We start from the raw sequence: 8,402 nt of genomic DNA, 5'->3' as shown, positions 1-8,402 counted from the left end.
TGCCCCCGCCGCCCCCCGCCGCCGTTCCCTTCGACTCCAATGCCGCGCGCGCCCACGTGGAGCGGACTTTCGAGCACGAGTCCTCCGACAGCGGTTGGGCCTCTGAAGCGCAGCGGGAGATTCGTGAAAACCTGTCGTCCCACCTGCCAGCGACCGCGTCCGTGCGCGACTTGGATTGTCGCGCGACACTCTGCCGTCTGGAGGTCGACTTCCCGGTGGAGACAGACTTCCAGGAGGCCATGGGCCGGCCAGGCGCCATGGCGCGCCTTTGGAAGGGACCGAGCATGGCCCGCATCGACAGAGACAGCACTCGCGGGTCCGTGACGGTCGTCGGGTATCTCGTCCGTCCGGGACATCCCATGCCGGTGGAGGCCCCCAAGGGCTCTCTGTCCACTCTCGAATAGGGCCTCATCTCAAGGCCTGATTGGCGAACGACGTCACGCATCCCACCCTCTGTCGGTTCTGGGCCGGAGAGGAGCATGAGATGAGAGCCAGTCATTGGTCTGTCCTGTTGACGGTGGGCCTCGCGGGATGTGGTGCGCCCACCCGACTCGAACTCCAGGGAGCGGGCCTGACGCCGCTCCCGGAGAATGCCTCGGTGGCCCGCACGAGCGAGAGCGCTCGCGAGGACTCCCGCCACGCGTGCCCGGGCGCCGCATCACGCCTGAAGATCGTCATTCCCCCGGGGTCCGGAGGCTCCATCAATGGGCCATTCCCGGAGTCGTTCGTCGACGTGCGGGGAAAGCTCTACTTCGCCACCAACCTGTTCGACGGCAGCGCGACCCTGTGGCGCAGCAACGGCACGGAGGCCGGCACCGTCCCGGTGAAGTCGTTTCCCGCCGCCCCTGTCGGCGTCCCCCCGCTGAGAAACCTGTTCCCCGTGGGCGACCAGGTCTTCTTCCAGTTCGACGAACCCGCCACCGGCCGGGAGCTGTGGGTCAGCGATGGAACCGAGACCGGAACCCGGCTCGTCAAGGACCTCACGCCCGGCCCCGAGGGCACGTATCTCGCGGCCGTCGCCGCGCAGCACGGTCAACTCACCTTCCTGAGGCTGTGGTCCTTCGCGCCCGGCAATCCTCAAGTGGAGCTGTGGCGCTCGGATGGGACGGCCTCGGGCACGGTGCGGTTCGCGAACTTCGGGACCAGCGCGACTCTTGGCAACGTGTCGCTGCGGGTGGGCGACAACCTGCTCTTCTTCCTGGCCTCGCCCGAGCAGGGCACCGCGCTGTGGCGCACCGACGGGACCGCGAGCGGAACCCAATTCGTCAAGAAGCTGGATGCCCAGGTCGTCAATCTCACGACCACGGGACAGGCGGGGGCCGTGGGCCTGTTCCTGTTCAAAGACGGCGCGAACACGGAGGTGTGGAAGACGGACGGCACGGCCTCGGGCACCCTCCGGCTGGACGCGTTCGGAAAGAGCGTCAACCTGCTCGGGGCGCTGCACGACACCGTCTACCTGTCCTCGGTGGACAGCACGACGATGCTGATGCGCATCGAGAGTCTGTCCCTCCAGGGCGGTGGCAAGGCCTCCGTCACCACGCTCCCCAATCCGTTCGCGGGCCAGGAGGCCGCCTACCCCTACCCGCAGCAGATGGCCGTCTCCGGGGACCTGCTCTACTTCTCCGTGGCCATCGCCAGCCCCGGCCCCCCGCCCCGCGCCGCGACACTGTGGGTCTCGAACGGAACCGCCGCGGGCACCCTCCCGCTCTCGGAGGCCCTGAGCCTGAGCGACGAGTACGCCTCGCCCTTGTTCCCGACGGGCGACGGTGCCGCGCTGTTCGTCGCGTCGACGACGCACACCAGCCTGGAGCCCTGGTTCACCCAGGGCACTGTCGCGACGACCCGACTCCTCGCGGACATCCATCCGGGTCCTGCTTCATCCATCCCCGATGGCTTCGCCCGCGTGGGTGATCGCATCTACTTCCGCGCCGTGGACGACACCGGCTCCTATCAGCCGTGGTTCGTGTCCTGTCCGCGAAGGTGACGCGGCGCCTGACTCAATGGCAGCAGCCTGACCGAAAACCCCTCCGAGTCTGTCCTTTCGGAGGCCGACCCAAAAAGGCATGACACCTGTCCGGCTCGAATTGCGCAAACACCTCGTGAATGCTTGCGCAGTGAAGGGCTGTCAGTCCATGACATGAACACCGTCAGGAGCCGCGGTTAGGGTGTGAATTCCTAACGCTCCTTGGAGGTCTTCATGCAATTGCCGCGATTTTCTGTCGTACTGGTTTCAGCCTGCGCCGCATGGCTGGTGGGCTGTGGGGATGCACCCGCGGACTCGATGGAACTGGCGGACGGGCTCTCCACCATCGACCCACGGTCGGGCCCCACGGGGGATGGGACCTGGATGGGCGAGCCCACTGGCGCGGGCTGCGAACCCGACGCAGGCACTCCGCCGCCCACGGATGGCGGACCGTCTGCCGACACCGTGCTGGTGACGAGCACCACGCGCTTCTTCACCTCGGTGGGCATCTCCGAGCAGGTCGAGGACCTGTCTGCCAATCCCCCTGAGATCCTCGTGCCCCAGGGCGCGACCTTCTCGCTGATTCTGGGCTCCGCGGTGCCCGGTGGCTGGGAGTTCCGGGGCGTGCCCCAGGGGCCGTACTACCTGCACACGGGGACCACCCACGTCATCACGTCCGCGCGCCACGTGGACGTCGGCAGGAACCGGCTGGGCCGGGAGGATGCCATCTACTCGGAGTTCAACTGGGCGCCCCTGCAGATCAACCTCTTGAACCTGGCACCGTGGACGCCATCCGGGTCCGGAAACCTGCAGCCCGGCTCCAGCCTCCAGCTCACCTCCGGGCAGGTGGACCTGTTCGGCTGGATGGACCTCTTCGAGAGGGTCCCCGGGGGTCAGACGTCCATCCTCACCAACCAGGCCAGCCTGTCGCTCGGCAGTGGCTACAACATCCCCATCTTCGAGGCCGCGCGCGGAGACAGGATGTATGTCAATCAGCTGAGCCAGTTCAGCGCGCAAGCGCTGTCGGATGGGACACCCGTGGGCTACGCCGCCGTGGAGCGCTCCCTGGAAGTGGGCGCGTTCGACTTCGCGCCGGACGGGGTCAACCCGCTGCCGGTCTCCGGCATGCTCCAGCCCGTGAGGATGCGCGAGTTCCCCGTGGAGTGGCGCCTGCCCGCGTTCACGCGCTTCGCCTCGGAGGTACACCCGCTGGCGGCGCCCTGGACGCCCACGCTCCAGGTCCTGCCCGCCGCGCATGGGCTGTCCGAGGGTTGGATCGGCTACTCGGGTGAGCTGCTCACCCTCCGCCTGCCCCGAGCCTCCTCGTTCGACTACACGACCCGCCTGAAGTTCGGCAATCCGTTTCCCCAGAACTGGGGTGTCGTCGGCGCCTCGGGCTACAGCTTCCGGCACTCCGTCCTGCTGCCGGACGGCTCAGGCAAATCACTCGCCATCTCGGGCACCATCTCCACGGTCGACACGCTCGACAATCTCATCGCGGGGCCGCTGCAGCCCCGGGTGTCCCCGCCCCGCTCACTGACCATCGACGGCGTGCCCGCGAGCGTGCCGCGCGAGGTGGGCTCCGTAAGCCCCGTCATCGCCTGGGCACCGCCCACGCTCGGCACGCCCAATGCCTACCGGGTGGCCTTCTACCGGTATGACCCGGACCTGAACTTCGCCTTCCAGACGGCGAGCCTCTATGTGCCCGGCTCGGCCACGCAGGTCCGACTGCCGCCCGACGTGCTCCAGCCGGACAGCATCTACTACCTGCGTGTGGGGGCCATCGACGCCCCTGGCTTCGACATGGAGCGCCACCCGTTCACGACCCACGAGCAGGTGCCCTACAGCAGCGCGGATGCCGTCAGCTCCCTCATCACCACGCCGTAAGCGGCTTCGGGGGAGCTGAAACGTTTCGCCACCTCCCGGCCACGCGGCCCGGGTCCGGACGGGGTCAAACCTCACCGGGCCCGGGCCGTGGTGTCAGGAGTTGCATCTTCCGCCACACCAAATTGCGGACCTCCCTCGTCTTCCGTGCTAGGCAGCGCCCGCCGAAGCGCCTCGGCCGGGTGACAGCTCGAGGGCCCTGGGGTGTTGAACCAGTCCAGAGCCTCCAGACCTGACCCACGGCACCGCGCCGAAACAGGGGGACCGCATGTTTCCGAAGACCGGGTTCACGAGTGCCGTCACCGCGGTGCTGCTGGCGTTCGCTCCGCGAGTCGCCGCTGAGCCCCCCGTCCAGGCGCCGTCCGCCTTCTTCCTCTCCCGGAGCGAGAACCGGAACCAGGTCCACTACGCCGTAGCCCTGGATGAGGGCTGCCGCCCTGTCGGCGCGCGTCCCGTGCACGTGTACTGGCGGATGCTGGAGCGGGGCGAAGCGGAGGTCGAAGCGCTGCTGAGCATCGAGCTTCCCGCCTATGGACTCGAGGATGCGCAGCAGGTGGAGTCCACCGCCGAGGGTGGGCGGGTGCGCATCCGCCTGCGGTCATTTCCGGATCGCCCCATCGACATCACCACCACCCTGGTGCGCGGTCAGTGCTCGGTGCAGGCCTGGACGAAGTTCGGCGCCAACACGGCCCAACTGGTCCACATCTTCGTGAAGACGTCCTGGCCCTTCTCGGTCGACTTCGTTCGGCTGGATGGCGTGGGCGCCGAAGGTCAGGCCCTCTCCGAGCTGATCCGCCGGTAGGACGTCCCGCCCGCGCCGGAGCCATGAAACACCGGTGTGATACCCCTGGAATTTCCAGCGGTTCCGGCTGCGTCAAAAAATCCGCGCGGAAGTGACAACCTCAGGGGGAACGGGGCCGATAATGCCCGCATGACCAGTGTCGTCGGCCCCCGCCGCTCGCCCCTCTCCGCTCGCCCGACCGAAACTGAAACCGCGCGTGAAACGTCTTCACCCCGGGCACCTGCCCCGGCGCGCAACGAGTTCGAGCCCTCGCGGCAGGGACTCGCGGGCCTCACCCCCTCCCTCCTGACGAAGCTCGGCTCCGTCTTCGTGCCTGGCGCCCCCACCGTCGCGAACGCGGCGGCCCCGAGCGCGAAGGCCGCGACGGGAACGGCGGCGACGCCGCTGACCCCCAGCACGAGCCCCAACGCGGCCATCCAGGACAACGCCACCGTCACCAGCACGCTGGACGTCGCGGACGACGCCAAGGTGGAGTCGCTCAAGCTGGACCTGGACATCGCGCACACCTACCGGGGTGACCTGACGGTGACGCTGACGTCCCCGTCGGGCAAGAGCGCGGTGGTGTCCAACCGCCAGGGCGGCTCCGCGGATGACCTCAAGGGTTCGTTCGACCTGAAGGACTTCGCGGGAGAGCCCACGAAGGGCACCTGGAAGCTCGAGGTGAAGGACACCGCGAAGGGCGACATCGGCACGCTGAAGCAGTGGGGGATGAACATCGTCCCCGAGACGAAGGCGCCCGAGCCGGACCCGGAGCCCTCGGATGACCCGTTCGACGGCCTGCGCGACGACGCGCTGCTGAAGGCCGTGAGGGACTCGGCCTCCGGCAAGAAGGTGGTCAGCTACAACGAGGCGCGCAACATCATCTTCTCCAGCCTGGACGTGAACGCCGCTGGCAACGTGGAGTGCGTCTACACGGGCGTGGAGGTCAAGGGCGGGAAGATTCCGAACAGCTCCGTGATGAACGTGGAGCACACCTGGCCGCAGTCCAAGGGTGCCACGGGCGCCGCCAAGAGCGACCTGCACCACCTGTTCCCCACCGACAGCAAGGCCAACTCGCGGCGCAGCAGCTTCCCGTTCGGCGAAGTGGTGAACGTGAAGTGGAGCCACAACGGCGCCAAGCTGGGCACCGACGCCAAGGGCAACACCGTGTTCGAGCCGCCCGACTCCCACAAGGGCAACGTGGCGCGCGCGATGTTCTACTTCTCGTCCACGTACAACAAGCCCATTCCCGCCGATGAGGAAGCCGCCCTCAAGGCGTGGAACAAGCTGGACGGAGTGGACACCGCGGAGATCGAGCGCAACCGCCGCGTGGCCAACATCCAGGGCAACACCAACGCGTTCGTCGACAACGCGGACCTCGCGGATCGCGTCAAGGATTTCTAGACGCCCGCTGAGCCGCACCGGTGATGAAGCACAGGGGTTGGATGGCGCGAGCCGTCCAACCCCTTTCATTTGGGCCCGTCCATCCGCCACCGCGACATCGCCGCCCGGAACTCGTGGTGTGGGGAGTGCTGACAATCCTGTCGCGATGGCTGCTCGCCCACTCCCTCGGCTCCGGGGAAAAGCGAGGGGCATCGCGAGGCATGGGTGTTGCTTGGAGACAATCGCCACCCAGCCACAGGAGCGACTGTCTGACTCGCCTCGCCTTCGTCGCGCTGCTCCTCCTCGCCCCGGCGGTTCGTGCCCAGGCGGAGTCCCCCAGGCCCCAGACCGAGTCCACGGCGGCCATTCCGAAGACCTCCCTCTGGCTGTCGCCCGTGACGCACGCCTTCTTGTTCTTGGGAGGGCCGATGACGGAGCGGCTCCACGTCGCCGTGCCCATTGGCGTGGGCCGGAGCTTCTCGGAGACAACCACGGGGGTGCTCGAAGTCACGCCAATGCTGACGCGCAACAGTTGCAACCGCGAGTCCATGCGCTGCGACACGATACGGCAGCTCAAGGTCACCCTGGGCCTGGCGTGGAAGCCCGCGCCCAGGGCTCGTGGGCAGGGCTTCTTCTTCCAGCCCAGGTTGAGCGGCATGTGGACCTTTGACAGCCAGCATTTCCGCCCCTTCGGAAGGGCCTCCGCGCTGACGTATGAGCAGGAACATGGCTTCCAGGTCACCCTGGGGATGGACGTGGGCTACCGCGTCGTGACGCGACGCTCTGGATTCTTCTTCGAGCCCATGCTCGGACTCGGCATGGGCTACAGCGTGAACCAGCGACGCAAGGCCATCGACGTGAGCTTCCAGTATGGAAATCCCATGACGGAGGACCGCACGGACCGCGCCATCACCGACCTGGACCTGGACCTGGTTCGCCTGGGCGTCACCTTCTGAATCCAGTGTCCCGGTACTCGATACGGAGCAGGCTCTCGCGCGCCAAGAACCATTCGCTCACGACGCGAGATATTCGTGGAAACCTCCGCGCATGAAACAGGCTCGGTACATCGGGCTCGTCTGAGATTTCCCGGTATCAACGACTGAAACATACGTCATCAGGCGGATACCCCTCGCCATGTGGGCGGCTTGGGTATACCGGTTGATTCATGAGCCGCTCGTCAGCTTCGGTCGGGACATTGCTGGGTCAGAAGTATCAGCTGCGCCAAAGGATTGGCGTGGGGGCAATGGGCATCGTCTACGAGGCGGCGGAGCTCGACGAGACCGACGCGGTGGCCATCAAGGTGCTCCAGCAGCACCTCCTCGACAACGAGGCCGTGCTCGCGCGCTTCCGTCGGGAGGCGCGCGCCATCGCGGGGCTCCAGCACCCGCACCTGGTCGAGGTGAAGGACTTCCAGTGCAACCCGGACGAGCCTCCGTTCATGGTGATGGAGCTGCTCCAGGGTCAGACGCTCCGACTCCTGCTGAAGCAGCAGGGTCCCCTGCCCGTCGCGCGCGCGGTGGCCATCGCGCTGCAGACGTTGTCCGCGCTGGAGACCGCGCATCGCGCTGGGGTCATCCACCGCGACATCAAGCCGGACAACCTCTTCATCGTCTCGAGCGAGACGGGTGACAAGGTGAAGGTGTTGGACTTCGGTGTGGCGAGGCTGCTCCACGAGGACGACGCCTCGGCGGTGGGCGCGGAGGCGGGAGCCTGGGTGGGGACGCCGTCGTTCATGGCGCCCGAGCAGGTGCGTTGCCAGCCCGTTGACGCGCGCGCGGATCTCTACTCGCTGGGTGCGTGTCTGTACCAGATGGTGACGGGGAAGCAGCCCATCGACGTCGCCGACACGGTGGCGCTCTTCTCCGCCATCGTGGAGCGGGTGCCGCCGCTCGCCTCAGCGATTCGCGCGGACGTGCCCGAGGACTTCTCGCGAGTGCTTGCACGCGCGCTGCACAAGAAGCCCGCGGAGCGCTTCGCTGATGCCGAGGAGATGGCACAAGCGCTCAGGCCGTGGGCCACCCCGCCCTGGACTGAGACCGCGCTTCAGCTCGACGCGGGGCCTGAGCTTCAGTTCGACATTGCGCATGAGCTTCCGCTCGACACTGCGCCTCACCTCGACGCCGTGCCCGGGCCGCAGCTCAGCGCCGTGCCCGCGCCTCTGCTCGACACCGTGCCCGCGCCCCAGTTCGACGCCGCCCCTGCGCCTCGGCCCAACGCCGCGCCTCAGCTCGATGCCGCGCCCGCACCGCAGCTCGACGCTGCGCCTGCGCCTGCGCCTCAGCTCGATGCCGCGCCCGTGCCTCAGCCCAACGCAGCGCCCGTGCCCCAGCTCAGCGCCGCGCCTGCGCCAAACCTCGCGCCTGTGGATGAGCGTGCGCCGGTTGTACCGGT

General features: G+C 67.7%; 7 protein-coding genes. All 7 read left to right on the top strand.

Going from position 1 to position 8,402, the window contains the following annotated elements:
- A partial coding sequence (locus FJV41_RS52850; RefSeq protein WP_281291627.1) for a hypothetical protein occupies positions 1 to 404 on the top strand: 404 nt, incomplete at its 5' end.
- An 80-nt stretch (positions 405 to 484) separates the two neighbouring features.
- A complete protein-coding gene (locus FJV41_RS46185) occupies positions 485 to 1,984 on the top strand; it encodes a hypothetical protein (protein ID WP_141649012.1) in 1,500 nt (499 codons plus the stop codon).
- 213 nt (positions 1,985 to 2,197) lie between these two features.
- Positions 2,198 to 3,850 (top strand): hypothetical protein, encoded by a 1,653-nt coding sequence (locus FJV41_RS46180; RefSeq protein WP_141649011.1) that lies wholly within the window; start codon positions 2,198 to 2,200, stop codon positions 3,848 to 3,850.
- Positions 3,851 to 4,115: 265 nt separating this feature from the next.
- Positions 4,116 to 4,649, top strand: a complete 534-nt coding sequence (locus FJV41_RS46175; RefSeq protein ID WP_141649010.1) for a DUF4833 domain-containing protein — start codon at positions 4,116 to 4,118, stop codon at positions 4,647 to 4,649.
- Between the two features lie 129 nt (positions 4,650 to 4,778).
- Complete coding sequence (locus FJV41_RS46170) at positions 4,779 to 6,032, top strand: endonuclease (RefSeq protein WP_141649009.1); 1,254 nt, start codon at positions 4,779 to 4,781, stop codon at positions 6,030 to 6,032.
- Between the two features lie 407 nt (positions 6,033 to 6,439).
- A complete protein-coding gene (locus FJV41_RS46165; protein ID WP_141649008.1) occupies positions 6,440 to 6,967 on the top strand; it encodes a hypothetical protein in 528 nt (175 codons plus the stop codon).
- Between the two features lie 287 nt (positions 6,968 to 7,254).
- Positions 7,255 to 8,402, top strand: a 1,148-nt coding sequence (locus FJV41_RS46160; protein WP_246137842.1) for a serine/threonine-protein kinase, incomplete at its 3' end; no start/stop codon positions are given.

Origin of the sequence: Myxococcus llanfairpwllgwyngyllgogerychwyrndrobwllllantysiliogogogochensis (assembly GCF_006636215.1) — a bacterium.
GTDB lineage: Bacteria > Myxococcota > Myxococcia > Myxococcales > Myxococcaceae > Myxococcus > Myxococcus llanfairpwllgwyngyllgogerychwyrndrobwllllantysiliogogogochensis.
The sequence above is the reverse complement of the archived record's forward strand: the minus strand, read 5'-3'. Positions and strand labels throughout refer to the sequence as shown.

Coding starts and splice junctions, on each gene's coding strand:
- FJV41_RS46185 (WP_141649012.1), top strand. CDS start 485: ATGAGAGCCAGTCATTGGTCTGTCCTGTTGACGGTGGGCCTCGCGGGA.
- FJV41_RS46180 (WP_141649011.1), top strand. CDS start 2,198: ATGCAATTGCCGCGATTTTCTGTCGTACTGGTTTCAGCCTGCGCCGCA.
- FJV41_RS46175 (WP_141649010.1), top strand. CDS start 4,116: ATGTTTCCGAAGACCGGGTTCACGAGTGCCGTCACCGCGGTGCTGCTG.
- FJV41_RS46170 (WP_141649009.1), top strand. CDS start 4,779: ATGACCAGTGTCGTCGGCCCCCGCCGCTCGCCCCTCTCCGCTCGCCCG.
- FJV41_RS46165 (WP_141649008.1), top strand. CDS start 6,440: ATGACGGAGCGGCTCCACGTCGCCGTGCCCATTGGCGTGGGCCGGAGC.